Consider the following 23,381-nt stretch of genomic DNA (forward strand, 5'->3'; position numbering starts at 1 on the left):
GCGAACCAGCCTATCAGCACCGCACCCGAGGCGGTGACGCGCCACCCCGGACAGACGGATCCCTCCTCTGCTCCACAGCGCGCAACGCCTCGTTGGGGGATAGTTTAACGGTAGAACAGCGGACTCTGACTCCGTTAGTCGTGGTTCGAATCCACGTCCCCCAGCCACCTTTCTTCTCAAGCACTTAGCGACTGATGTGCTCCTTCTCTGGAGCCTTGCAGCGCTGTTCTAGACACACGCTCTAGACACCCGGCCGGCCTTCCTGTTCACGGATCGGCTCCGTCCCCCTCCCCGCCCGGCCCCTTCTTCCCTCCGTACAGATCGTCGATCACGCGCTTGTTCGAGCGCCGCATGTCTGCGTTTCGCGCATAGGTCGGCACGGCATAGGTTGTCTTCTGACCGAGGATGTCGGCGATCTCCCGGTCCGTCTTGCCGAGCTCGCGCAGGTCCGTCGCGACCGAGTGCCGGAGCCCGTGCGGCGTCAGGCCCGGCTTGATCGCGCCTTTCTCCTCGAGCTTCACCCGCACCCGGCGCCAGCTCGCGTGGAAGCCGCCCTCGGACCACGGCGAGCCGTCCGAGCTGCTGAACAGGTGCGTGCCGTGTGCCGGCTGCGCATCGAGGATCCGAGCGAGCGGCTCCGGGCACGGCACCGTCACGTCGACCGCTCCCTTGCCGGTCACGAACGAGATCATCCCGTCCTGGTAGGCGTCGCGCCTCATCCCCCGCACGTCGCCGAGCCGCACGCCGAGGTAGCGCATCATCGCGAAGGGGCCGCGCAGCGGCGCCGGAAGCGCCGCCAGCACGGCATCCCGCTCGGCCAGCGTCCAGGGCCGGTTGAGGTTCTTCTCCCCGGTGACCTTGCGCACCTTCTCGACGTGCTCGACCGGATTTTCCTTCAGGAGCCCGCCGCAAAGCCCGTCGTCAGCAGTCCGTGAAGCACGCCCAGACCGCGGCGCGCCATGACCGCGAGAAGGCCATCAAGCGCCGCCTGCGGACCCGTGAGCGGGTGATCCTGCCGGCCGGCCGGGAATGGCTCGCCGTCGAGGCGCTACCCGCCAGCGGCGCTCGCTGCGCTACCGCGCTAAAGGCCGCCGGCCTCCCGGTGTTCGAGGCTCGGGAGAAGGTCCGCGAGGAGCGCGACGGCCGCCCTGCCCGCGTCGCCATGGTGCCGGTGATGCGTCGGGTGCTCTTCGTTGGGCTTCATAGCTGGTCCGACATGCGGCTGATCGAGGAGTGCCGACACGTCCGGCGCGTGTTCTCTATTACGGTCGGCGGTCTCGATTGGGTGCCGCGCGAGCACTACCGCCAGGCGTTGTTCGAGGCGGAGATCCTAGGCGACCGCAACATGCCGTTCATCTCAGGCGCGGCCATGCAGGAATTCGCGGATCACGTCATCGGTTTCAAGCGGTACGACGCCCGCAATGGCGTGTCGCACGTCACGGCCGAGGTGGACCTATTGGCGCTGTTGTTCATGTTCCGGCCAGGCGACCGGGTGAAGGTCACTGTCGGGCCATTCGCGTCGTTCCCAGGCGTCATACAGGGGCTCGATCCAGAGACTGACCGCTACACGGTGGGCGTCAGCGTGTTCGGTCGATCCACTCAGGTGCCGTGTGAAGAGAGGCAACTTGAGGCGTATTAAATGTCGATATGCCCCAATGGGATAAAACGTAACGTTCGCGCAATTCGACGGTATAGATATTAATATAAAAAAATATATCGAATGTTTTACTGCGATATTTTGCTTAAAAATTTGGTGAACCGTGATTTTAAACAGGATTTACGAGTTATAATGCCTCCGAAGCCTCATTGGGTAAGTGTGTGTGACTAGGCGGGCACAGATGCAATGGTCGAGTCAAAGCACTTGCGACATTGCGAGCCGGTCAGCATAATATGGCACCCTAGCCTCTCACCGGCTAGCAATCTTGGGGTCGCCGCAAGGCCGGGAAGTAAATAATACAATAGCCACCGTGTGGGCGTCGTGTGTAGTAGGAATGAAGGTGGATTGATGTCGGATTGGCTTAATATCATTGTGGCCGCAGCCCAATCCGAGTGGAACCATCGCCGAGCGTTAAATCTTGCGAAAATTCCGAATATCATTGCAAGACATGGTCTTGATTATAAGCCGTTATTATCAGGCCGGGGATTGCGGGAGGTGCTATCTATTACTGGTGGACAGGAACTAAAGCTTGTGAATCATCCTAAGGAGCCACTTGTTTGGGGCGTCCTGCCTGCATCAGTCGATATAAGCGGTTTAGATTTGGCCTCACTTTTCGATAAGGAAGTAACTCAGAACGGAAAAGTACCTCGATTCAAAAGAGCTTTCTGGACCGCATTTATTAAGCAAATGCAGGATGGAGAGCGTAGATTTATTACTAATGACGGATCTTTTATAAACCTCCAAACAAATAACATTCCTGAATTATCTTGGATTGAAGTCCTTCCATCTGATTTAGTCGAGACAGATCTTCTGAGTTCTGATGATTACGATAGAGCTGTACTGAATAAAATCAAAGAATGGTGCGCAAGAAATAGTGTTGAAATCGAACGATATTTTATGCAGCAATCTTCGAAAGTTGAATCTCATCGCGAAACAAAAATTGAATTCGCAAAAATAGATTTTTCATCATTATCAGAAGCGGATCTGGCAAGAATTTCAATTCCCCTAGATATAGTAATGAAACTAATGAAGCGATAATATCATGCTGCTTGTCGGTGGGGTGCCCGAGATTTACTTCGATAGATTTTCAACAAGAGCTGCTAATGAGATCCAGCATGAATTCACTGGTCTTCCTTTAAGAAAAAATTCGTCAGGCTCTTATGTCGTTACATATTCATATTGCGAGGAGTTGCTCGAAACTCTTATGCGATATATTGAAGGGCGTCAATCAGCTCTAGAGAGCGGATTGTGTGTTCTTCTCGCCCTTCGTCCTTGGGAGCAGGACATCTTCTATGACATCTTCCGCCCGTTTAGTTTGTACAGATCATTGAGCATTGGTGCTGATCTAATCCAAACTGGCACCGGCGCAAGAGTGAGTGCCAACCTTTATGCTGATAGTCTTACAAGTGTGGCAAGAAGCTCTCTTAAGGCGCTTAGAGCAATTAATATAGAATTCATGCAGAGGCTGCGAAGGACGCCGATTCTTTTGCCAGAGCGTCATTTCAATGCATCTGAGCTATCTGGCATGCTCGACCATCTTGGCAGGAATTTGGCTACATCGCCTGATCCTGCTGAGGTTATCCAGTTAGAGTGCAAAAAATTCGAACAAAAATATGCTTTTGAAAAAATCGGTAAGCGTCAAGGAAAATTCACCAACAACAATAAGATCGATTTTGTGTCTCCCGGGCGCGCCGATATGCACGGCTGCCGGGCGAAAGTCGCTGCGCCACCGCATACGGTGAGATGCTTCCTAAATGCCCATTTGCGATCAGGCGGCGCGTACCAAGACGGATTTCATTATGATTGCACAAAAGATGGAAAATCTTATTCGGGAAATTTCCCAAATTGCCACGACGATGACAGCAATAATAAGGGAAATCCTCACATGAATGTCTATCCAAACGATTTTATTCGCACCTAGATAGCAAAAGAGCGACAACGATTTGTTGTCGCCCCCATGCCAATATCGCAATCATGCTAGGCTTCCGAGGCTGTTTGCCTCACCCACATCTTATGCCTAGAAACCCAACCACAAGGACTCTGCCGAGCCAGTTTGTGGATCTCGATTTTAAGGCAAGCCGCTTCAGTTAAGCACCTCCTGAGGCGGCGTTCGCTAGAGGCTAGGCCGACCATGTTTGATCGGTTGCGCCCGTGTGGAGCCGTGCCCCATAGATGGCTGATCCGTGCGGCTTGTCAAGGGCATGGAACAAATTTCCTAAACAGCGTTGAATGATGCTCCGGCATTCTTGATCCATTTATCAGCTCATAAACATCAAATTATAGAAATGAAATTCGCGCTTCCATGTGATATTTTGTTATATTATATTTAATTGTAAGAGTATCACAGTGTTGTTGCACATTATTTATTATTAATGACACTACAAATATTCCGCAGACGCCATAATATTTATGTAACTTGAGGGACGCACATATAGTTCAATTATTATTATTACCGGTATAATAAATAAGGCTCCACTATTTATCTTCGCGTTTTTTGGATAGGGTTGCAGCAAATGCATTGCGAATGTGCAATTGATGAATTTCCTATACGGCGGCAGATGCTGCTTGCCGCGGCTCTATCAAACCCTATCGTTTGATACCTTGTCAAAGCCAACCAGCTTCTGTAAGGTTCCCACTCAAGGCAATCCAGCTTCAGCGCGCGGGGCCTTCCCGTCGCTTAAGACGCGCCCCGGTTGGGGCTCGCCCGATCAGAGGATCGGCAGCTTGGACCCGGCCCGCGGAGGTGCACAGCACCATGGCGAGGCAGCCGGCGTAGCTTTGCCAAATCCCTACTTTCTTCCGGCCCCCCCGAAGCCTTTGCTGAGACGGGCTGGGCTCGTGTCACCTACAGCCCAACCCGCCATCTACCCCCTGCGGCGGTTGATCAGAGGGCAGATGTGGCAACCGTAGCCGTTGGTTGCCCCTGAGCATTAGCGTTTGACACGTTCCCCAGACGAGGCCGCCCGAGGAACCCTTACGCGCGCGGCTGACGGCCGCCCTTGGCCAGCGGTGGGAGAGGTTGGGGTGCCGGTGCATTCCGGCCATCGCTCGTGGGCCCGCACAATCCGCCGAGCGACGCTGAACCTGTCTTGCTCGCCGCCAGCGCCGCCTCAGCCTGTTCGCACGACACCCAATCCGGTCGCCGGCCGAGCATGTAGTCCACGCGATCCCAGAACAGCCGGTAGAGCGGGATGCTCGCCATGCGTCCCTCATACGGGGTGGTGCTGTAGCCGCCCGTGGAGACACCGGCTTCCGAGACCGAGATTGCGGCGCGCAGGGCTCGGCCGTCGCTCTCGGTCTGCATCTCCCACTTCTCGCGCCCCTGTGACGCAGCGAGCACGGCGTAAATCACATAGCGGCGAAGGCCAGTGAAGCCAGTGAGCGTATCGCGAAACTCAAAGTCATCCGGATCTGAAATCTGCAGCACTGTTCGAGCAGCCTGCAGCACACGCTCGCGCGTCTCACCTTGATAGGTACGAACTCCCTCGGCGAGAAAATCATCGCGGTCACGGATCTGGTGTGCGACGCACGCGCCAAGACACGCGGCCATGACAGCCGCGGCGCCGAACTTCAGTAGCCTCATCTAGACCCCCTGCATGCCTTATCTTCGGCATTACCAGGGTTGTGATGCCGGCTCGGGCGCCGCGCAATGACGGGATCGAAGGGTGTGGCGGGAGTCCACAACTATGTGATGAAAAAATCACACGCATCAGTAGTCCCGATCATGGTAAACGGTGTTCACATTAGTCGGTGGGGGATTTCGCAGGAGTGGGCCTGATGCGACGTGGCCTACTGAGGCCCGCCCACCAGCAGTCCCCTGCCCCATCAAAGGCTTCGAGCCCTCCCCGGCTCCCAAACTCCTGGCGCCACCCTCATGCCCGCGAAAACCGATTGGGAAGCGATCGAGGCCGCCTACCGCGCCGGGCAGCTCTCCATCCGCGAGATCGCGAAACAGCACGACGTCAGCGACACCGCGATCCGGAAGCGGGCCAAGGCCGAGGGCTGGACCCGCGCCCTCGCCGACAAGGTGCGCGACGCGATCCGCGAGAAGCTGGTTCGCAGTGACGGTTCGCAGGCCGGTTCGCAGCCCCATCGCACGCGCACCGATGCGCAGATCATCGAAGCCTCGGCCCAGATCGGGTTCGACGTCGTCACCTCTCACCGGCGGGACCTCCAGCAGCTCCACGGCCTGAAGCGCGTCCTGGCCGACCGCCTCGCCACGCACCTCCAGGGCGGACAGCCAGACGGTCCGCTGCTGGGGGACCGGGAGAGCCCCGGCGACCTGCTGGAGAAGCTGTCCCGTGTCACTGCCCGCCTGATCCCGCTCGAGCGTCAGGCCCACAACCTTGATGCCGATCCGGCCGGCCTCGAACCGGCGACCCGGTCGGATCTCCGAGCTGCGCTCAACCGCCTCGACCAGGGCCAACGGGACCAGCTGCGTGACATTGCCGAGTGCCTTGCTGGCCGATCCGGCAGCCCTGCTGCGGGAGCTTGACCGCCTCGACAGCGAGGAGAGCCTGGTCGGCTACGTGCGGCGGGCCTGGCACGTCGTCGAGCCGGCCGCGCCCTATGTCCACGGCTGGCACATCGACGCGGTCGCCGAGCACCTGGAGGCGGTGAGCGCCGGGCAGATCACCCGGCTCCTGATCAACGTGCCGCCCGGCACCATGAAGAGCCTGATGGTCGGCGTGTTCTGGCCGACCTGGGAATGGGGGCCGAAGAACCGGCCCGCGACGCGGGTGGTGGCGACCTCGCACAGCATCCCGCTCGCGGTGCGCGACAACCTCAAGGCCCGGCGGCTGGTCACCTCGGACTGGTACCGGGCGCTCTGGGGCGACCGGGTGGTGCTCACCGGCGACCAGAACGCGAAGACCCGCTTCGAGAACACGGCCACGGGCTTTCGCGACGCCATGGCCTTCCGCAGCCTCACGGGCTCGCGCGGCGACCGGGTGGTGATCGACGATCCCCACTCGGTGGACGGGGCCGAGAGCGAAGCCGAGCGCAGCAGCGTGACCACGACGTTCCTGGAATCGGTCCCGACCCGCCTCACCGACCCGAAGCGGTCCGCGATCGTGGTGGTGATGCAGCGCCTGCACGAGCGCGACGTCTCGGGCGTGATCCTGTCCAAGGCCCTCGGCTACGAGCACCTGATGCTGCCGATGGAGTTCGAGCCGGAGCGCCGGTGTGTGACGAGCATCGGGTTCCGGGATCCCCGGACCGAGGACGGCGACTTGCTGTTCCCTGCCCGCTTCCCGCGCGAGGTGGTGGAGCGCGACAAGATCCCGCTCGGCGCCTACGCCGTCGCCGGCCAGTTCCAGCAGCGGCCGGCGCCGCGGCACGGCGGCCTGTTCCAGGTCGGTAAGATCGAGATCGTGGACGCGGTCCCCCGCATCACGAAAAGGGTGCGGGCCTGGGACCTCGCAGGAACGACCAAGGGCGGCGACTGGACAGCGGGGGTGAAGATCGGGCGGGGCGAGGATGGAGCGTTCTACGTCCTCGACGTGAGGCGGGTGCAGAAGACCCCGGGTGCCGTCCGCACGCTGCTGTTCGACACCGCGCGCCAGGATGGCGGCGATGTCGCGATCCGGCTGCCGCAGGACCCGGGCCAGGCCGGCAAGGCGCAGGCGCAGGACCTCGTCGCGGCGCTCGCCGGCTACATCGTCACCGCCCTGCCGGTCACCGGCGCCAAGGACACCCGGGCCCGGCCGCTCGCCGCCCAGGTCGAGCAGGGCCACGTGAAGCTGGTCCGGGCGCCCTGGAACGACACCTTCCTGCAGGAGCTCGGCATGTTCCCGTCCGGCTCGCACGACGATCAGGTAGACGCCGCGAGCGACGCCTTCAACGAGCTTGCTGGCGTGAAGGGCGGCGAGGGCATCCTGGAGTTCTACCGGCGGGCTGCGGAGGCCGTGCCCGCTATCCCCACCCCGGAGCACGGCTGGTCGATGCACCGGCCGCCGTCGCGGTGACCACGCATATCGCGGATTCGCTGCTCAGCAGCGCCCTGGAGACGACGGCGCGCCACATCCTGGCGCGGGCCGGGTTCGACGCCAGCGAGGCCAAGGCTGCCCTGGGCGGGCTGCTCAACGCGACTGGCCTCGGCAAGCTGCACGACGAGGCTGAGCCCGGCCTCGCCCGGGATCTGCGCCGGCAACTCGGCGCCGTGGTGGATGCCGCGCTCGACGAGGTGAGCCGGGACGTCGCAGAGGCGCACGGCGATTTCGGCGAGGACGTGCGCGAGGCGGTGCTCGCGGAGATCGAGCGCCTGCGAGGCGCCTGGCACGACAGGGTCGCGGCGCTTCGGGTGGCGACCGGCAAGCTGGCTCCGGCCGGCTTCACCAAGCGGTGGAGGCGGCCGGACCCCGTCCCTTTCGACCGTCCGGCCACGCGCCGGGCCATCCGGGCGATCACGGGGCGACTTGCGGATGCGCTCGCCCGTATCCGTGACGAGGCCGTTGTCGCGGCGCGCGGGCTCGGCACGCTCCCTGATCGGCGAGGTGAAGGATCTCCAGTCCTCCTTCGCCTTCGATGCGGCCTATGCGGGCGCCCAGACCGACGTGCCGGCCCGCATCCGGGCCTGGGCCTCGCAGGGCCTCTCGCTCCTGGTCGCGATCGTGCAGAGCGAGATGGACGACCTCGCGGGCAGCGCCGACGACGCCACCATGGCGCTCGCCGCCGGCCGCTTGAGCGACGACGCCTGGGGCGCGCTCCGCAAGGCCGTGCCGGCGGACAGCCCGGGCGGCCGGGCGCTGGCCAAGGTCGGGGCGCGCAACAGCCGGTCGGACCTCGAGAAGATCCAGGGCGTGCACGATCACGCCGTGGCGCTCGGGGCGACCTGCGGGGCCGGGAAGGCGGCGGGCGGCGATGCGCTGGCGAAGGGCGCGGAGCTCGTCGAGGTCGTGCGCGCCGAGCTCGCCAAGGTCACGAACGAGCGCGACGCCCTGCAGAAGGCCGTCACGGACCAGATCATGCCGGCGATCGCCACCCTGCAGAAGATGATCGGCGATCAGCCGGTGCCGCGCCACCTCGTCGGCCGGGCCGTGACCAAGGGCGCCGAGGGCGGGCCTGAGCCGGTCACCGACGAGCAAGCGCTGCAGCTGCTCGCCAGGATGAGTCCCGACGAGCGCGCCACCCTGCTCATCAAGGTCTCGCAAGCCAACCCCCAGCAGCTTCTCCCGGCGGCGCGCTGACGCGCCGGGATCTGAACACGGAGGCTGAGCCGCCCGGAGACGGGCCGGCCTCGACCTCACCCGCCGGGCCCGACGGCCCATCCCTCACGACGTCCGCCACGCCGCGCTCCGGGAACGGGGCGTGCGCGCCCGCTGCCGTGCCTCCCGATCCGGATCACGCTCCCATGTATCAGGACAACCCCGCTGCCGCCCTGGAGGCCCTGAAGAAGGCCCAGGCGATTCCGCTCAACGACCCGATCCTCGCCCAGCCCGGCCTCGCCGGTCTGGAGAAGGCCACCTTCTCGCAGGGCGTCTCGCCGACGAGCGGCCTCACCTTCTACGACCTCGAGCTCGGGGCGAAGTCGCTCTACCCGGTGCTGACGCCGCTGCGGAACGTCATCCCGCGCGTGCCGGGCCGCGGCGGGATCCAGGCCGCCTGGCGTGCCATCACCGGCATCAACGTGTCGGGGATGCGCATCGGCGTCTCGGGCGGCAACCGCGGCGGCGTGCAGGTCGTCTCGACCGCCGACTACACCGCCTCCTACAAAGGGATCGGTATCGAGTCGAACGTCGACTTCGAGGCCCAGTACGCCGCGCAAGGGTTCGACGACGTCCGCGCCATCGCGGCCCGCACCGGCCTGCAGAGCCTGATGCTCGGCGAGGAGGCGATGATCCTGGGCGGCAACACCAGCCTCGCCCTGGGCACCACCCCGACCCCGACGCTTTCGGCCTCGTCGTCCGGCGGCAGCTTCGCCAACGGCACCCTGTCGGTGATCTGCGTGGCGCTCGCGCTCGATGGCGTGATCAACGGCTCGCTCGCCGGCGGCATCCAGTCGACCATCACCCGCACCAACGCGGACGGCTCGACCGACATCTTCGGCGGCGGCGCGGCGGCGAAGTCCGCGGCGGCCACGGTCGCTGTCACCGGCCCGACCGGTTCCGTCGCGGCCTCGGTCGCGGCCGTGCCGGGCGCGCTCGGCTACGCCTGGTTCTGGGGCGCGGCCGGGGCCGAGGTGCTGGGCGCCATCACCCCGATCAACTCGGTCGTCATCACGGGCGCGGCTGCGGGCACCCAGACGGCCGCCTCGCTCGGCGCCGCGGACCGCTCGACCAACGCGCTCGCCTTCGACGGCCTGCTCACCCAGGCGCTCAAGGCCGGCTCTGGCGCCACGATCGTCACGATGCCGACCGGCACCCCGGGCGTCGGCACCCCGCTCACCGCCGACGGCGCGGGCGGCATCGTCGAGATCGACGCCGTCCTCAAGCAGATGTGGGACCTCTACCGGCTGAGCCCGGATACGATCTGGGTCAACAGCCAGGAAGGGCTCAACCTCTCGCGCAAGATCCTGCAGGGCTCGGCGAACTCGGCCTTCAAATTCGAGTTCTCCGCCGCCCAGGACGCGCTCGGCGGCGGCATCATGATCCGCAAGTACCTCAACCGGTTCTCGATGCAGGGCGGCTCCGTCCTCGACATCCGGGTGCACCCGAACCTGCCGGCCGGCACCATCCTGTTCACCACCGCGGCGCTGCCGTATCCGGTCAACAATATCGGCAACGTCATGCAGATCAGGACGCGGCAGGACTACTACCAGATCGAGTGGCCGCTGCGCTCGCGCAAGTACGAGTACGGCGTCTACGCCGACGAGGTGCTGCAGCACTACTTCCCGCCGTCGATGGCGATCCTAACCAACGTCGGCAACGGCTGACCTGTCGTCCGGGGCGGCGGCGCCCCGCTTCCTTTTTTGCTGCGAGGGCACATCATGCCGATGAACTGGCGCCTCTTCCCGCCCATCACGGCCCGGGACCAGACCCGCATCGTCAACCGGCGGACCTATTCGGGCGTGCCCGGCACCGTCGTCAGCGTGCCGGAGCAGGACGGCCAGATGCTTCAGGCGAACGGCTGGACCTATATCGCGCCGTCCGGCCCGACGAGCGCCCGGCCAGCCGGCAAGACCGGCCTCTACGCCGCCCACCGCGGCGCGCAGTTCTTCGACGAGAGCCTGGGCAAGCTGATCGTGTTCGACGGCCAGACCTGGCGCGATCCCCTCAACGGCAACGCGGTCTGAGGAGCGCCGCCATGATCACGATGCGCGCCCCCGAGGGGCTGACCGGCTTCACCCATCAGGGCTTTCCCGTCGAGATCCGCGACGGTGTCGCCCGGGTCGATCCCCGCTTTCGCCCCGATTTCGAAGCCCACGGCTTCCTGGCGGAGGACGAGGCCGGCCCGGCGCCCGCCCCCGCGCGCCCGCTCGACCTGCGCAAGCAGGTCCTGATCGGGCTGTTCTCCGACCGGCTCGACGCCATGACCGACGACGAGCTCGACGCGATGCTGGCCGAGGCGCGGGCGGCGCAGCAGCGGGAGCAGGACGGCGCGTCGAACCTCGACCCGGCTGCCGTGACGCCCGAGGCCATCGACGCGATGACCCGGCCCGAGCTCTTCGCCTTCCTGAAGCTGAAGGGTGTGCCGGCCGTGCCTCCGATCACCAACGAGGTCCTGCGCGAGAAGGCGCGGGCGGCGCTGTCGGGCTGATCGCGGTGGCGCCGAATCCCTCCGATCTCGTGCGGCTCGCCGACCTGCGCGCGGTGCCAGACCCTGACACCGATCCGGCCTTGCAGCGGCTGATCACGGCGGTGAGCCGGACGATCCTGAGCGCGATCAACCGCCCGTCGATCCTGCCGCGGTCCTATACCGAGACGCGCGAGGTGGGTCGCAACGGCCTGCTCCTGCGCGCCTATCCGGTGACCCGGGTGGATGCGGTCGAGGTGGCCGGTGTGAGCGTGCGTCCGTTGGTGCCAGGGTCGGGCTTGCTCGCGGGCTACGAGATCGACCCCGCCGACGAGGCGCCCCCGGGCCGGCCGCAGATGCTGCGCTTCGGCACCGGCACGCCGTTCGGCTTCGGCGGCGCCTGGGCTACGGTGACCTACACGGCCGGCTACCAGGTCACGGCGGAAGCCGCCCTGGTGCCTCCGGACGGGGCCGTCGTGGCGTTCCAGCCCTACGGCGCCTGGGCGAGCGATGGCGGCGTGACCGATGCCGGCGGCTCCGCCCTGACCCGCGTCGCCTCCGCTCCGGCCGCCGGCCAGTACGCCGTCGATGGCGCGGGCGGCTACACTTTCGCGGCGGCGGATGCCGGCCGACCGGTGGCACTCACCTACGGCTACGTCCCGGCCGACCTCGCCAACGCCGCCCGGGAGTGGATCCTGGAGCGCCAGGCCTATGCCGAGCGCGTCGGGCTGCAATCCAAGAGCCTCGGCGGCCAGGAGACGGTGTCCTACCGCATCGCCGCCGTGCCGGACTTCGTGCGCCCGGTGCTCCAGCAATACGCCAGCGTGGTGCCTCCGTGCTGACCGGGATCGAGGTCATGCTGGCGACGGTGCCGAACTACTCGGTCGACACCAACGCCATCCGTCTGCAGTTCCTGCGCGAGGCGTGGGCGTTCCTGCGCACTTTCACCGGCCGCCCCGGCGAGGTCGCGGTCGACACGACCAACAACCGCTTGGTCGTGCATGACGGCACCACCCCGGGCGGCTTCCCCACCGTGACCGCGGCGGACCTCAAGACGCTCCAGACCGTGACCCTCCTCGGCCTCGGCACCACCGCCGACGCGCAGAACCCGTTCGCCGCCAAGCTCAACACGGCGCTCTGGACCGCCCTGACCAATGGCGAGGGCGGCAGTGGGGACCTCCGGTACACCCTCAACAAGGAGGCCTCCGGCAACACCCTGTCGCTGCTGCTCCAGTCCGGCTATTCCGGCCGGGCGGAGCTGGGCCTGACCGGCGACGACGACCTGCGGGTGAAGGTCTCGCCCGACGGCAGCACCTGGCGCGAGGCCCTGCGGATCGACCGCGCCACCGGCGGCCTCGACCTCACGGCGGCGGAGGTTTCGGCCCCGGTCGCCGCCACGGTCGACCTCGGGGCGCTGCCCGCCCTCAAGGTGGCGCTCACCGGCGCCGGCACCGTCACCAGCTTCGGCCCCAGCCCGAACCGGGTGCGGCTCCTGCGCTTCACCGGTGCAGCGACGCTCACCCATAACCCCGCCAGCCTGGTCCTGCCGGGTCGCGCGACCCTCGTCACCGCCGCCGGCGACACGGCGCTCGCGACCTCCGACGCCTCGGGTAACTGGACGGTGCGCGACTTCGTGCGCGCCTCCGGCAAGCCGGTGACCGGCCCGGCCTCCGCCGACATCACCGACAGCACTGCCACCGGGCGCGCGCTCCTGACGGCGGCCGGTGCGGCGGCCGGCGCGACCGCGTTGGGGCTCGGGACGGGCAGCGCCCCGACCTTTGCGGACCTCACTCTCTCGGGAAACGCCACAGTCGGCGGAGGGGCCCTGACGCTCAACAATGCCGCAAGCAATAGCTTGATGTTTTCGGACAGTGGCTATGCGCCTCCTTCGCTCACGGCCCGCTCGGCTGGAACAAAAATAGTCCTCTATCCCGTCAACCAAAGCTCGATCGATTATGCACTAGGCATTGAAGTTGGAGCGATCTGGAACAGCGTCCCATCGGCAACGCAATCCTTCAAGTGGTATGCCGGCCTGTCAAACATCGCGACGCTGAGCGGTGCTGGTCATCTGACGGTGAACGGCTCAATACGCCCAGGTTCCTACACGGTGGCGACGGTGCCGGCCGGCGCGGCCGGAGGGTTGGTCTACGTGAGCAACGCTCGCAAGGCAGGCGAGGCGGCGGGCTCTGGCACGGGCGTGCTTGCCTGCTTCTCCAACGGCGCCTGGCGGCGCCTCTCCGATGAAACCCCTGTGGCGGCATGAGGGTGCGATGAGCGATCCCTACCTCTACGAGTTCCTGTATCGCGGCCGGCCGGCGGGATCGGCCGAGGCGCCGGCCTGGCACGTGGTGCTCGGCCAGCACGTGACGCCGCCGGGGGCGAGCGAGCCCCAGTTCGTTTCCAGTGGAGCGCTGACCCCAGCTCAGGCCGAAGCGGCGGGGTTCCCGCTGTCGACGGTGCTGGCGGGGATCGACGCGGCAGCGCTCGCGGGGCGGGACGCGGCCCTGGCCGAGGCAGCGGCGGCCCGTCAGGAGCGCGACGCCCTGGCGGCCGAGCTGGCGGCGCTCCAGGGCCGGGCCGTTCCGGCGTCGCCCCTCGTCGTCTCCGACCCCCTGGTCGTCTCCGACCGGCAGTTCTTCCAGGCCCTGGCGCAGGCCGGGGCGATCACGCCCGACGAGGCACTGGCGGCGGTGATGACCGGCCGGCTTCCGGCGCGGATCGAGGCGGCGGTGGCGGGCCTGCCGGAGGCGGAGCGCTTCGCCGCCCGGATGCTGGTGTCCGGCGCGACGACGTTCGAGCGCGGGCACCCGATGGTGGCGCGGCTCGGCGCTGCGCTCGGCTACGACGCGGCGGCGCTGGACGCACTGTGGCACGAGGCGGCCAGCCTGTGACGGCCACCCTCTGCAGACAAAGGCCAACTTCGGCCTGATCCGCGCCCGGGCCGACCGGCCGGCGCCGCCGCACCACCCTGCACAATCCGGAGAGACCCATGACCGCGACGACGTTCGAGCGGGCGCTTTCGCTCGTCCTGATTCATGAAGGCGGATGGTCGGACGACCCGGCCGACCCGGGCGGTGCCACCAACCTCGGGGTGACGATCGGCACGTTGAGCCTGTGGCTCGGCCGGCCGGCGACGCGGGCGGAGGTACGGGCGCTGACGCCGGCGAGCGTGGCGCCGCTCTACCGTCGCCGGTTCTGGGACGCGATCCAGGGCGATGCGCTGCCGGCGGGGCTCGACTACGCGCTGTTCGACTTCGCGGTGAACAGCGGGCCGAAGCGGGCCGTGATCGGGCTGCAACGGGTGCTCGGGCTCGCCGACGACGGGCGGCTCGGCCCGGTGACGCTGGCGGCGCTCGAGAGCCGGGACGGGCCGGGGCTGATCGATGCCCTGAGCGACGGGCGGCTGTCGTTCCTGCGGGCGCTCTCGACCTGGCCGCGCTTCGGCCGCGGCTGGGCGCGGCGGGTCGAGGAGGTGCGGGCCGCGGCCCTCGGCTTCCAGGCCGCCCCGGACGGAGCCACCGCGCCGTCCGTGTGCCCCACCTGCGGCAAGCGTATCGCGGCCTGACCCCCTTCATACCCCCGGCTTACCGGCTTTCAGAGGAAGATCGCCATGAACCAGGAACAGCTCACCACGTTGCTGCGCACCCTGCTGCAGTTCGGCGGCGGGATCGCCGTCGGGCGCGGCTGGATCGATGCCGACACCGCCACCGCGCTGACGGGCGCGCTGGTGACGATCGCCGTCACCGGCTGGGGCCTCTACGTGCGGCGCAATGCCGGCCTCGTGGCTTCCGCGGCTGCGGTGCCGGACGTGAGGACGATCCTGGCCGACCCGGCGACCGCGCACGCGATCCCGAGCGCCAAGGTCCAGCCGGCGGAGTAGCCGGGTGCCTCCTCCCGACGACGCCGAGGGCGTCATCATCCTGCCGCGCCGGACCTCATTCTGGGCCATGGCGACCCTGGTGGTGGGGCTGGCCGGGCAACTCCTCTGGATTGGATCCTACGCGGCCAAAATCGACGCCCGCCTCGAGGAGCTGGCTGCCTCCGACCAGCGTCAGGCCAAGCGCGACGACGAGCGCTACGGCCTCGTCATCGGCCGCCTCGAAAGCCTGGAGCGTGACCGCGACCGGCTGGTGCGCCTGGAGGAGCAGGTGCGGATCGCGACCGACCTCCTGCGCGAGATCCGGCAGGAGATCCGTCCGCCCGCCCGGCGCTAGAGAAAGGTGCCCTGTTCGCTTGATCGTGCGATGGGCTGTTCAGGGTGGGTAGCGGCGGTTCAATAGGTGGATGCTAAACCGCAGGATCGCGCCAATTCCGAACCTCCGGTTTAAAATGCCCGGATGGCCGCTCGCCATCCGACAGCGGACCTTTCGATGTTATCCGTCCTGCTGCATCCTCCACCCGCTCGCATAAAGGAGGCGTGTGGGACGTGAGAAGCTGTCCCACATTCCGCGCACTTCGGTTCCGAGTTCGCGACAGGCCCGAGAGGTTCTGGCGGACTCGACACCAGCCTCACCATACTATCTTTACATCAGCCTTTCGTGGCTCCCGCCGTGAGCCCCGCAATATAGTAGTCCATTAAAAACGCATAGATGATCAATGGCGGCGCGGCTCCAAGCAATCCGCCTGCCATGATCTGACCCCAGTTAAATACGTCCGACTTGATGAGGGTCGTGGCGATGCCGACGCTCAGTACGAGCTGATCCTGGGAGGTCGTAAAGGCGAGCGGGTATAGGAACTGGGCCCAGGCCACTGTGAAGGCGAAGATCATCGCCGCAATGACGCCGGGGAGTGCTACAGGAATGAAGACCCTGATGAGCGTCTGCGTCCAGCTCGCACCATCCACCAGGGCCGCTTCGTCGAGTTCCCTTGGAATGGAGGCGAAATAGCCGATCATGATCCACGTGCAAAAAGGCACTGTGAGGGTCGGATAGACAATTACAAGAACGTACCAATGATTGATAAGCTCAATCCCCGTCAAATCTCGAAATGCAGCAAAAATCTTGAATAAAGGAATAAAAAGTAGCGTATCTGGAACCAAATAGGTCAGGAAGACACCGGTTGCGAGTGCGCCAGATCCCCAGAATTTCATCCTCGATAGGGCAAAGGCCGCCGGAACGCTAATGAGCATCGTTACGATTACGACGCATCCGGCAACAATAACTGAATTCTTAAAAAATATTAGAAACTGTGCCGAGGTTAGCAGCTCGACGAAATTGTCGAGCGTAGGATGATGAACCCACCACGGACTGGTGGCTGCCGAGATCTCGCTCGACGTTTTGAGGGCTGTGATCAGCATGTAGACGGGCGGCATGAGTGCGAACGCCGCGAACAACCCGAGGAAGATGTAGGCCCAGACCAGGGCCCATCGTCGCCCGCCCGCGGGCGCATCCATCAAATCCGATCTCGGTCGCGTGCGCATCACGGTGACCCTCAGATCCGCTCCGCGCGCTTGTTCACGTCCCGCAGGATGAAGATGGCCGCGACCGCTAAGATCGGGACCATGAACAGCGAGACTGAAGCCCCCAGCGGGATGTCGCCACCCTGAATGCCGAGCCGAAAGGCCCACGTCGCGAAGACATGCGTGCGGTCCACAGGCCCGCCGGCGGTCAGGATCCACACTATGTCGAAGTTCGCGAAGGTCACGATCAGCGAGAACAACGTCGTGATCGCGATGATGTTTCGCATCATGGGCAGGGTGATGTACCAGAGCCGCTGCCACCAGCCCGCACCGTCAATCGCGGCGACTTCGTAGAGTTCGGCCGGCACCGATTTGAGCGCGGCCAGATACATGATCATGAAGAAGGGAGCCCCGTACCAGACATTGACTACGATGACGGACAGCCGCGCCCAGGCCGCGTCCCCGGTCCAGGGTACCGGCCCGAGACCGACCAGCGCGAGGAGCCAGTTCAGGGCGGAGTAGGAGGGATCGAACAGCCACAGCCACGTGAGGGTGGAGAGAGCCGGAGGCATCACCCAGGGCACGAGCAGCATGCCGCGCCACTTGCGCTGCCCCCGGGCGGGGGTCGCGTTGACGAGGTGGGCGACGACGAAGCCGATGACGGCTTTGAGGAACACGGCGGTCACCGCGAAGAGGCAGGATTGCTTCACGACCATCCAGAAGGTCTCGCGGGTGAACAGAAAAGCAAAGTTCGCGAGGCCGACGAAGCTCGTCATGCGCTTGTTGAGGGTAGAGAGGTAGGCGGCGTAGAACGAAGGGTAGATCACCAAAATTAGGATCAGCAGGATCAATGGCAGGGTGAAGAGGAACCCCACCGTCGACCGCTGCCGGAAGAAATTCCGCGCGGCGCCGAACTGGAATTTGGCAGCGGTTGCGTCAGGCTGCGCTGAGATGACCCCGTCTGGCATGGGTAACCTTCCTCGCGTGGATCGCAGACGACGGCATGTTGGGGCGCAGCCCCGTTATCCCCGGGTGAAGCCCTCAACCTCGCGCTCGGCCCAGCTAAGGGTGGCGTCGAGCGGCTCTCCCTGCAGGTACCGGACGACCATCTTCGTCATGGTGGCCTGGTTGTAGATCTGATTGGCCACGGCCGGCGGCGCTGGAGCCGCCGCAATCGACAGCGTCTGATGGTGGTGAGGGTTCGGGTAGTGGTAGAGCACGCCCTTGGGCGGTTCAGCCTCGGCCCAGGTCGGCAGCGTGGTGAGCTTCGCCCAGGCCGGAAGATCGTAGCCTCCGCTCACATCGACCATCTTGGCCACTGCGTCGTGCGTCGACAGGGCCAGGAGTAGGCTCTTGGCCGCGGGCTTGTTCCGCGAGAACGCCCAGATCCCCCAGAAGAAGGGCAGGAAGGGTGCGAACCGCCCGCGCGGGCCGGCTGGCATGCCGTGTAGCCAGCACTGCTGCGCGACGTTCGGTGCGTCGCGCTTGGCCACGGCCCAGGCACTAGGGGGGTTGCAGATGAGAGCGCCGCGACCCGAGACCAGCCACTTGTTGTTCGACGCGTCGTCCCATGCGGGCGCGTCGGGCGGAAGGAACGTCGCGAGCTTCTTGTAATACTCTAACGCTTGGCGGACTGGATCTGACTTAACCGTCACGTTCCCGGCCTGGTCGACGAGGGCGGCACCAAACGACTGGAAGATCGCGCCGGCGGTATCGACCGAATCGCTCGTTTGGCCGAGGCCGATCCCGAAGGGCACGCCACCCCTGTGACACGCCTCCGCGGCCTTCAGGAACGCCTCCAGCGTCCACGCGTCGGCCTGCGGAGGACCGCCTGCCGGGTACATCGCTTGCACATCGATGCCCGCGTGTTGCCTCATGAGGTCAATGCGGGAGCAAGGCCCCTTGATCTGGCTGCCCACGGTCGCCGGCACGGCGAGCCATCGGTCCTTCGTTCTCCCTAGGTAAGAGACCGTGCCGTTGACGTCGCCGTTCTGCTGGATCAACACGTCCATGACGTCGTTTACGGGTTCAAGGTGTTCGGCATAATCCTGAGGGTACCAGGTCGGAAGGGCGAAGATGTCGTGGCCGGACTTTGCCTGCGCTTCAGCGGCGATCGTCAGCAGGTTTTTGTTTCCCTGTGACGTGATAAAGTCCATCTTGACGGCGACCTTCTCCTTGTCGGCCCAGGCGCGGACAATTTCTTCAGTAGCCTTGTTGGCACCGGGGACCCAGTGATCCCAGAAGCCGACGGAGAGGCTGCCGGCGGCCTGCGCGCCGCGCACGAACGGTGCTGATACGGCGGCCGCCGCTGTCGCATGCATGAAACGACGGCGCGTGAGTTGTGTTCCAGCCATGCATTTCTCCCCGGTACTCGACAGATATTGACTGTCATGCCTGAGAAAAGGCTTTTTAGTTATATAAATTCATGGCGTTATTATATTTATCGACAAATTTTATCGGGCTAGAATGTTTCATTTCCGAGCGCTTGGCAAGTCGAAACACATTCCTGCTTGAGCAAGCTGTGACTGACAGTGCCTTTTAACAGTAAAATATTGCACTATTGACGTTCGCGAGGGCGTATTTTGAGCGCAAAGTGCGGACGATCCAGAGTGCCGCCTTATTGCGATTTACTCCCATTGGAGGAGTAGCCTATTCCGACGGCTTAAATGAACACCACGGCCCACCCGCAGCTGCCGCTAGCCTGACCATAATGAGTGTACAGAAAAGAGCCGTATTTTGTACATTCCCGGTCGGTGATGGTTCATGCGTTCGATTCGAGAGCACGAGATAACGGCCAATGCCAGGCTAGCATGTCATGAATTCAAGTTTCGGGAAATTCGTCGCAATCGGACATTTCTGACTCAGCTTGCAAGGGGTCGCCTTAGGTCAACAGTATGGATTGCGCGAGCGCCGCTGGAATGTCCAATTAGGGTCTAGGCGGTGTGAAAACTCGGGCGGGTCATGAAATTGTAGAGCAATCTTCCACGCTGCTGCCATTCTAGGGTCAAAACCCAATCAGCTTGACCATGCAGGGGACTGCTTGCGACCCGTTGCGGGCTCTTGGGAGGTCTGCTTTCGGGTTTAACCCGCAGGTTACGATACCGCTTCTGGAACTGAGCCTCCCTAGGAATTACAATCAAAAATTCCGGTAGAGGAGGAAATCAGATGAATTTTCTACATCACATCACCTTCTGTGGGTGCCTCTTCGCCTCCATCGTCAATTTCCCGAGTGTTACACATGCCGAGCGTTTAGTCCAGTCCGCCACGGAGCAGCGAACTTATTTATTCATCAAATCCGATGACGCAAAGATCAAGAATACTCTTCCTGCCGGCTGGAGCCCTGCGCGGAATGTCGGTCCGTTGAAGGATGCAAATTTTGTCATTGTACTTATTGAAGCCTTGGCAGGAAGCGATGCAGAGGGAAAACCGATCTTGCATCAAGGCAAGACGGCCGTCCTCGGCATTCCGGCAACGAACGACAAGACCGGAGAGCCAGGGTTTATGGTGAGTGGCGGGTTTGTATCGAACGCAAGCACCGCACCCGGCGCTTACGACCTGTACGCGCCGGCCTCGTTCACGATGACAAAATCGTCCCGATCGGAAGGCGACGCCGTGACGGCGGTGACCGAGCAGTGGCTGATCCGATCAGAAAAGGGTGATAGGATTGAATTCGATGTCGGGTACGACCGCGGTATCGGCAACTGGGCACATGCCGAGCCACACGTCTACTCTGCGCGACATCCAGATTTTTACCGCGTCTATAAGGTCGACCAAGTGACCGAGGTCGTACATACCACTGTTCAGGATCATAAGAAGGCCAAGCACGTTAAATTTATTGCTGATGGGCCGCAAATTTCTCGTTTTTTTGATAGTAAATCAGAACTCGTGGCTGTTATATCCTATCCAGCGTATCATCGAAAGATATATTTACCAGAGTAGTTGAAGTATCGCATAATCAATGATGGTCGATCAACGATAAGGCGGTAGAAGCAACTATCCGGAGCAGAGGCCGAGAGGCTGGCTACGGTAATCATGTTGCCTTTGCCGCCTTAGCGCCCCGCTCGCTGCTTCGCCATCGACCTACGGCGACTGTCTTGCTTTGATCCGCACGGATTGCCGAGACGGACAAACTTGTTTCGGTCTGGTCGAATGGGCTCAAGAGCGATACGTCCGCTCTAGGGCAAGGTGCCAGGGTCCGCTTCCCACCCCGAGCGGTCCTTCGCCCTGGGCAACCCCTCGCACGGTCAAGCTGATTGGGTTTTGACCCTAGCATCCTGGGTGGCAGCCGATATGCCGTCAGCATGCCTTTGCGGACGCTTCCCAGAGTGCGGGGGGGAAGATCCTTCTACAGGCTCTGCGTTTTCACACACCCTCGGTCGGCAGCGGCCCGTCACACGGCCAGGCTCAAAGGGTTTCGATCCTAGCTGTGCGTCGGCGCCCGCTCCATCTGGTTCCTTCGGTGCTTATCCAGCTTAGCAATCGCCGACTCCGCCAGCGTACTTTTGCGCGTCAGATGCCGATTGGCCATCGTTTGAAATTCGTTGGTCTCTGAAATTTGATCAATTGATATATTATCAAAGGATGCCATAGCATTATTATACGTATGCTTGAATCAATTATAATTGACTCTCCGTATAGTTCTAGAGCGTGTTATGAACTGATTATTATGCGCTCGATCTTGCTGAGCATGTCGCAGACGAAAGCGACCATGTGCAGGCCGGCCAGCGTGCTGGCATAGCGCTCATAATCCTTGACCAGCCGGCGGCAGCGCGTCGCCCAGGCCAACGAGCGCTCCACCACCCAGCGGCGCGGCAACAGAACGAAGCCGCGCTTGGCCTCGGGTGCACGGACCACCTCCAGGGCGACCCCGTTCGCTTCCGCCGCCCGCGCCGGCTTCTCGCCCGTGTAGCCCTGATCGACGAACGCCTTCTTCACGCTGCCATCCGTCTCCGCCTGCACCGCGCACGTCAACGCACCGACCTGGCTGCGGTCGTCGACGTCAGCGGGCGTGACGTGCAGCGCCACGATATGGCCCGGCGTGTCGACCGCCAGATGCAGCTTGGAGCCGCGCTTGCGCTTGGCGCCATCGTAGCCCGCCCGCTCGCCGCTCTCAGGCGACGAGCGCAGGGTGCGGCTGTCCAGGATGACGGCTGAGGGCTCTGGCTCGCGTTCCGCCGCCTGCCGCAGCACGGCCCGCAGATCACCCGCCACCTCGCCAAAGCAGTCAGCCGCCAACCAGCGCTGGGTCTGCTGGTAGACCGCCGCCCAGGGCGGCAGGTCGTGGGGCATGAAGCGCCACGGCGCACCCGTCTTGACGATGTAGCGCAGCCCGTTGAACACCTCGCGCAGGTCGTGGTCGCGCTGGCCCGAGTCCTCGCGCAGCAGCGCCAGATAGGGGGCGACCAGCGCCCATTCTTCATCGGACACGTCGGACGGGTAGGCGGGGCGATCGGCGCTCATACCCCTCAACACCCACGCTACCTCATAAGTTCATAACACGCTCTAAACTATTTTGCATTGTCTGTATTGATCTAATTGGCAATATCTAGGGGTAGATGGATGCCCTCTCGCGGCACGATTGACCTAAGCATCTCTTCTGCAGCCATAAATATCAAATGCGCAGAGGCTGGGCTCATCTCCGCGGCAATCATTAATATTGCTGACCGGAAATGATGGTTGGTAACTACAATTTTTTGTCATAGCGCACGTCGGCTAAGCTATTGCGCATCCCGCTCAAAGACCAGCCACATCCAATTCCGATAAAATTAGCATCGAAGCGGCGGGATTTTAGCGGGATGCACTAGGTAATATGACTACTAGATTGATGTCACTCGGCGGCGGCCTCGACCTTTTTGGGCCGACCGCGGCGGACCGGCGTGGGTTCGGCCGCCTTCGCCTCGACCTCAGCCTTCCGCCCGGCCGCCTGGTCACGCCGGATCTGGCCGAGCCCCAGGCTCTTGGCGAGCTCGGAGCGCTGGGCCGCGTAGCTGGCCGCGACCATCGGGTAGTCGAAGGGTAGGCCGAACTTCTGTCGATACTCCTCCGGGGTGAGCCCACGGGTCGTGAGGTGCCGCTTAAGGCTCTTGTACGGCTTGCCGTCCAAGAAGCTCGTGATTGCGTCGGGCGTGACCGACTTCCGGATCTGCGCGGCGGTGACCTTGTGATCCTCCTCCGGTGCGGCTTGCGGCTTGTTGAGCCCGGCAAGCGACGCATGAATGGAGGCGATCAGGCCGGGCAGCTCTGCCATCGGGACGTTGTTCTTCGAGACGTAAGCGCCGACGATATCGCTCGTCAGCTCGATCATGGGAGATATGATAGAGGCCGCGTCGTCCATATTATTTTCCATTTTTGAGACATGCTCGTGATGCGGTCTGTCTTTCACGAGGTCAAGCGATATAAATTCGCACCGGACCGGCGCAGCATCGTCGATGCAGGCACATATCAAGAACATATGAAGAGACGCCCAAACGAGGGGCGAGTCGCCATCAGTTTCGACTGCACAGAAACACCCGCCCAACGGATACCGTCATGGTGTTGAGAGGCTAGAGAGTCGCGCGCCGAGGTGCGGCGCGGCGCGGGTGCCGACGATCGATTTCGCCGCACGACCTTAGAGCTTGGCGCCGCCGCCCACACACAACGCGTCCGTTGCGTGAG

At 63.6% G+C, this 23,381-nt stretch carries 23 protein-coding genes and 1 tRNA gene; 17 read left to right on the forward strand and 7 right to left on the reverse strand.

Translation table 11 applies throughout. From position 1 onward, the window contains the following. Positions 1 to 93: 93 nt before the first annotated feature. Positions 94 to 167, forward strand: a tRNA-Gln gene (locus tag DA075_RS07800). A 99-nt stretch (positions 168 to 266) separates the two neighbouring features. On the opposite strand, the gene DA075_RS07805 is transcribed toward DA075_RS07800, so the two are convergent. After that, positions 267 to 866: a tyrosine-type recombinase/integrase gene (locus tag DA075_RS07805; RefSeq protein ID WP_099952718.1), complete on the reverse strand. Its 600-nt coding sequence runs from the start codon at positions 864 to 866 to the stop codon at positions 267 to 269. Between the two features lie 65 nt (positions 867 to 931). Between DA075_RS07805 and DA075_RS07810 the strand changes: the two genes are divergently transcribed. The 3 genes from DA075_RS07810 (at position 932) to DA075_RS35820 (ending at position 3,578) form a co-directional block, all read left to right on the forward strand. Continuing rightward, positions 932 to 1,639: a hypothetical protein gene (locus DA075_RS07810; protein ID WP_099952719.1), complete on the forward strand. Its 708-nt coding sequence runs from the start codon at positions 932 to 934 to the stop codon at positions 1,637 to 1,639. A 366-nt stretch (positions 1,640 to 2,005) separates the two neighbouring features. Continuing rightward, positions 2,006 to 2,695 (forward strand): hypothetical protein, encoded by a 690-nt coding sequence (locus tag DA075_RS35815; protein WP_123834194.1) that lies wholly within the window; start codon positions 2,006 to 2,008, stop codon positions 2,693 to 2,695. 4 nt (positions 2,696 to 2,699) lie between these two features. Then, on the forward strand, positions 2,700 to 3,578 hold the full coding sequence (locus DA075_RS35820; RefSeq protein WP_123834196.1) for a hypothetical protein: 879 nt from the start codon (positions 2,700 to 2,702) through the stop codon (positions 3,576 to 3,578). 1,053 nt (positions 3,579 to 4,631) lie between these two features. Here the strand turns inward: DA075_RS35820 and DA075_RS07815 are convergent. Next, entirely contained in the window at positions 4,632 to 5,240 is a 609-nt protein-coding gene (locus DA075_RS07815; RefSeq protein ID WP_099952720.1) for a hypothetical protein, read from the reverse strand. Between the two features lie 291 nt (positions 5,241 to 5,531). On the opposite strand from DA075_RS07815, the gene DA075_RS07820 reads away from it, so the two are divergent. The 12 genes from DA075_RS07820 to DA075_RS07875 all read left to right on the forward strand — a co-directional run bounded on the left by DA075_RS07820 (position 5,532) and on the right by DA075_RS07875 (position 15,543). Continuing rightward, a complete protein-coding gene (locus DA075_RS07820) occupies positions 5,532 to 6,152 on the forward strand; it encodes a hypothetical protein (protein WP_244936533.1) in 621 nt (206 codons plus the stop codon). Next, positions 6,097 to 7,623, forward strand: coding sequence for a phage terminase large subunit (gene terL / locus DA075_RS07825; RefSeq protein ID WP_244936534.1), 1,527 nt, complete (start codon positions 6,097 to 6,099; stop codon positions 7,621 to 7,623). Before DA075_RS07820 ends, terL begins: the two co-directional genes overlap by 56 nt. Positions 7,624 to 8,109: 486 nt before the next feature. Then, a complete protein-coding gene (locus tag DA075_RS07830; protein WP_099952721.1) occupies positions 8,110 to 8,844 on the forward strand; it encodes a hypothetical protein in 735 nt (244 codons plus the stop codon). 164 nt (positions 8,845 to 9,008) lie between these two features. Then, positions 9,009 to 10,529, forward strand: a complete 1,521-nt coding sequence (locus tag DA075_RS07835; RefSeq protein WP_099952722.1) for a hypothetical protein — start codon at positions 9,009 to 9,011, stop codon at positions 10,527 to 10,529. 54 nt (positions 10,530 to 10,583) lie between these two features. After that, positions 10,584 to 10,889, forward strand: coding sequence for a hypothetical protein (locus tag DA075_RS07840; RefSeq protein WP_099952723.1), 306 nt, complete (start codon positions 10,584 to 10,586; stop codon positions 10,887 to 10,889). 11 nt (positions 10,890 to 10,900) lie between these two features. Next, the gene (locus DA075_RS07845; protein WP_099952724.1) at positions 10,901 to 11,353 is read left to right on the forward strand and encodes a hypothetical protein; all 453 of its coding nucleotides are present in this window, start codon (positions 10,901 to 10,903) and stop codon (positions 11,351 to 11,353) included. Positions 11,354 to 11,358: 5 nt separating this feature from the next. After that, entirely contained in the window at positions 11,359 to 12,171 is an 813-nt protein-coding gene (locus DA075_RS07850; protein WP_099952725.1) for a hypothetical protein, read from the forward strand. Next, positions 12,165 to 13,592: a hyaluronate lyase N-terminal domain-containing protein gene (locus DA075_RS36485; protein WP_164712246.1), complete on the forward strand. Its 1,428-nt coding sequence runs from the start codon at positions 12,165 to 12,167 to the stop codon at positions 13,590 to 13,592. The genes DA075_RS07850 and DA075_RS36485 overlap by 7 nt, the downstream gene beginning before the upstream one ends. A 7-nt stretch (positions 13,593 to 13,599) precedes the next feature. After that, entirely contained in the window at positions 13,600 to 14,220 is a 621-nt protein-coding gene (locus tag DA075_RS07860) for a hypothetical protein (protein ID WP_099952726.1), read from the forward strand. A gap of 98 nt (positions 14,221 to 14,318) precedes the next feature. Beyond that, a complete protein-coding gene (locus DA075_RS07865; RefSeq protein WP_099952727.1) occupies positions 14,319 to 14,894 on the forward strand; it encodes a glycoside hydrolase family 108 protein in 576 nt (191 codons plus the stop codon). A gap of 45 nt (positions 14,895 to 14,939) precedes the next feature. Beyond that, the gene (locus DA075_RS07870; RefSeq protein WP_099952728.1) at positions 14,940 to 15,209 is read left to right on the forward strand and encodes a Pam3-gp28 family putative phage holin; all 270 of its coding nucleotides are present in this window, start codon (positions 14,940 to 14,942) and stop codon (positions 15,207 to 15,209) included. 4 nt (positions 15,210 to 15,213) lie between these two features. Further along, entirely contained in the window at positions 15,214 to 15,543 is a 330-nt protein-coding gene (locus tag DA075_RS07875; protein WP_099952729.1) for a hypothetical protein, read from the forward strand. 314 nt (positions 15,544 to 15,857) lie between these two features. On the opposite strand, the gene DA075_RS07880 is transcribed toward DA075_RS07875, so the two are convergent. The 3 genes from DA075_RS07880 to DA075_RS07890 are packed head-to-tail and all read right to left on the reverse strand — an operon-like array spanning position 15,858 to position 19,081. Further along, positions 15,858 to 16,721, reverse strand: a complete 864-nt coding sequence (locus DA075_RS07880) for a carbohydrate ABC transporter permease (protein ID WP_338068006.1) — start codon at positions 16,719 to 16,721, stop codon at positions 15,858 to 15,860. A gap of 38 nt (positions 16,722 to 16,759) precedes the next feature. Further along, positions 16,760 to 17,695 carry a carbohydrate ABC transporter permease gene (locus DA075_RS07885; RefSeq protein ID WP_099952731.1) on the reverse strand — a complete coding sequence of 312 codons (936 nt, stop codon included), beginning with the start codon at positions 17,693 to 17,695 and terminating at the stop codon, positions 16,760 to 16,762. A 54-nt stretch (positions 17,696 to 17,749) separates the two neighbouring features. Continuing rightward, positions 17,750 to 19,081, reverse strand: coding sequence for an ABC transporter substrate-binding protein (locus tag DA075_RS07890; protein ID WP_099952732.1), 1,332 nt, complete (start codon positions 19,079 to 19,081; stop codon positions 17,750 to 17,752). An 811-nt stretch (positions 19,082 to 19,892) separates the two neighbouring features. Between DA075_RS07890 and DA075_RS35825 the strand changes: the two genes are divergently transcribed. Further along, the gene (locus DA075_RS35825; protein ID WP_123834198.1) at positions 19,893 to 20,666 is read left to right on the forward strand and encodes a hypothetical protein; all 774 of its coding nucleotides are present in this window, start codon (positions 19,893 to 19,895) and stop codon (positions 20,664 to 20,666) included. 711 nt (positions 20,667 to 21,377) lie between these two features. Here DA075_RS35825 and DA075_RS07900 read toward each other — a convergent pair. Together DA075_RS07900 and DA075_RS07905 are read right to left on the reverse strand one after the other, a co-directional pair. Beyond that, positions 21,378 to 22,187, reverse strand: a complete 810-nt coding sequence (locus DA075_RS07900) for an IS5 family transposase (RefSeq protein ID WP_099952734.1) — start codon at positions 22,185 to 22,187, stop codon at positions 21,378 to 21,380. A 367-nt stretch (positions 22,188 to 22,554) separates the two neighbouring features. Beyond that, complete coding sequence (locus tag DA075_RS07905; RefSeq protein ID WP_276330926.1) at positions 22,555 to 23,031, reverse strand: Ros/MucR family transcriptional regulator; 477 nt, start codon at positions 23,029 to 23,031, stop codon at positions 22,555 to 22,557. Positions 23,032 to 23,381 lie beyond the last annotated feature (350 nt).

The sequence above is a fragment of the Methylobacterium currus genome (assembly GCF_003058325.1).
In the GTDB taxonomy this organism is placed as follows: domain Bacteria; phylum Pseudomonadota; class Alphaproteobacteria; order Rhizobiales; family Beijerinckiaceae; genus Methylobacterium; species Methylobacterium currus.

Coding starts and splice junctions, on each gene's coding strand:
- DA075_RS35815 (WP_123834194.1), top strand. CDS start 2,006: ATGTCGGATTGGCTTAATATCATTGTGGCCGCAGCCCAATCCGAGTGG.
- DA075_RS35820 (WP_123834196.1), top strand. CDS start 2,700: ATGCTGCTTGTCGGTGGGGTGCCCGAGATTTACTTCGATAGATTTTCA.
- DA075_RS07815 (WP_099952720.1), bottom strand. CDS start 5,240: ATGAGGCTACTGAAGTTCGGCGCCGCGGCTGTCATGGCCGCGTGTCTT.
- DA075_RS07820 (WP_244936533.1), top strand. CDS start 5,532: ATGCCCGCGAAAACCGATTGGGAAGCGATCGAGGCCGCCTACCGCGCC.
- DA075_RS07835 (WP_099952722.1), top strand. CDS start 9,009: ATGTATCAGGACAACCCCGCTGCCGCCCTGGAGGCCCTGAAGAAGGCC.
- DA075_RS07840 (WP_099952723.1), top strand. CDS start 10,584: ATGCCGATGAACTGGCGCCTCTTCCCGCCCATCACGGCCCGGGACCAG.
- DA075_RS07845 (WP_099952724.1), top strand. CDS start 10,901: ATGATCACGATGCGCGCCCCCGAGGGGCTGACCGGCTTCACCCATCAG.
- DA075_RS07860 (WP_099952726.1), top strand. CDS start 13,600: ATGAGCGATCCCTACCTCTACGAGTTCCTGTATCGCGGCCGGCCGGCG.
- DA075_RS07865 (WP_099952727.1), top strand. CDS start 14,319: ATGACCGCGACGACGTTCGAGCGGGCGCTTTCGCTCGTCCTGATTCAT.
- DA075_RS07870 (WP_099952728.1), top strand. CDS start 14,940: ATGAACCAGGAACAGCTCACCACGTTGCTGCGCACCCTGCTGCAGTTC.
- DA075_RS07880 (WP_338068006.1), bottom strand. CDS start 16,721: ATGGATGCGCCCGCGGGCGGGCGACGATGGGCCCTGGTCTGGGCCTAC.
- DA075_RS07885 (WP_099952731.1), bottom strand. CDS start 17,695: ATGCCAGACGGGGTCATCTCAGCGCAGCCTGACGCAACCGCTGCCAAA.
- DA075_RS07890 (WP_099952732.1), bottom strand. CDS start 19,081: ATGGCTGGAACACAACTCACGCGCCGTCGTTTCATGCATGCGACAGCG.
- DA075_RS35825 (WP_123834198.1), top strand. CDS start 19,893: ATGAATTTTCTACATCACATCACCTTCTGTGGGTGCCTCTTCGCCTCC.
- DA075_RS07900 (WP_099952734.1), bottom strand. CDS start 22,187: ATGAGCGCCGATCGCCCCGCCTACCCGTCCGACGTGTCCGATGAAGAA.
- DA075_RS07905 (WP_276330926.1), bottom strand. CDS start 23,031: ATGATCGAGCTGACGAGCGATATCGTCGGCGCTTACGTCTCGAAGAAC.